The organism is Pseudoalteromonas sp. Ld20 (genome assembly GCF_045064175.1).
Lineage (GTDB): Bacteria > Pseudomonadota > Gammaproteobacteria > Enterobacterales > Alteromonadaceae > Pseudoalteromonas > Pseudoalteromonas neustonica.
This window is the reverse complement of record NZ_JBISHB010000019.1, coordinates 1-1037: the sequence shown is the minus strand read 5'-3', so window position 1 is coordinate 1037 and position 1037 is coordinate 1. Positions and strand designations below refer to the sequence as shown.

General features: G+C 36.3%; 1 pseudogene. It reads left to right on the top strand.

Annotated features, from left to right (window positions below):
• The first annotated feature begins 69 nt into the window (after positions 1 to 69).
• Positions 70 to 993, top strand: a pseudogene (locus ACJJVX_RS00250) (IS1595 family transposase).
• The last annotated feature ends 44 nt before the right edge of the window (positions 994 to 1037 follow it).

Genomic DNA, 1037 nt, shown 5'->3' with positions numbered 1-1037 from the left:
GGCTATGTTGTATTTCAGTGTTGGTGAACTATATTTAATATACTGAAACCTAATAACGGTAGGTGCAACATGGCTTCCAAGCAGTTTCAAAATATACTACATCACATTACCAACTTAAATTACGCTCAACTTAAAAAGCTTCGCCACGAAGTTGAATCAAATATTGCCACTAACCAAGTAGGTCAAGCCATTGCCGACCATGAAGAATCAATATCTCATTGCCCCCATTGTGATTCACATAATCTAAATCGTTGGGGAATGACAAAGCAAGGAATTCAGCGCTTTAAGTGTAAATCATGCAACAAAACATTTAATGCACTTGCAGACTCACCACTTTACCGAATGAAAAAGGCTGAGAAGTGGATCGAATATACCAAATTGATGTGGGAAGGCGTATCCCTTAGAAAATCAGCTAAAGCTTTGAATATAACACTTAAAACGTCATTTCGTTGGAGACATATGTTTATTAAAGCCCCTGCCAGCTTTAATCCTTCAGTACTAACGGGTGTTATTGAAGCTGATGAAACATCTTTACCAGAATCTTTTAAAGGTAAGAGGGTTATTAACCGTAAGTCCCGTAAACGTGGTGGTGGAAAAATCGAAAAAGTTCCTATTTTCATTGCTCTTGATCGTAGTGGTGCTATATCTCACAAGGTTTTAGAGCGAAATACAAAAGAAAATATTCAAGCACAATTGAAGCCTTAATTATCATCAGGCTCAGTGCTTTGTACTGATGGAAACTTATCGTATAAAGGTATTGCTAAAGAACTCAATATTGACCATAAACGCTTGATTGGCTTGGATAACCAAAGAGTAGTAGAAGGTATTTACCATATCCAAACACTTAATAATTATATGATGCGCTGGAAGGCATGGTTAAGACGTTTTAATGGCATTGGTACAGACTACATTGAGAATTATTTAAGCTGGTTTAGGTTTATGGAAGATAACACTGAGTATTCAGATCAAACATGGATAAAAGAGGCATTATGATATGAATTTTTAATACCCACACTCAACTACAACATAGCCCTATA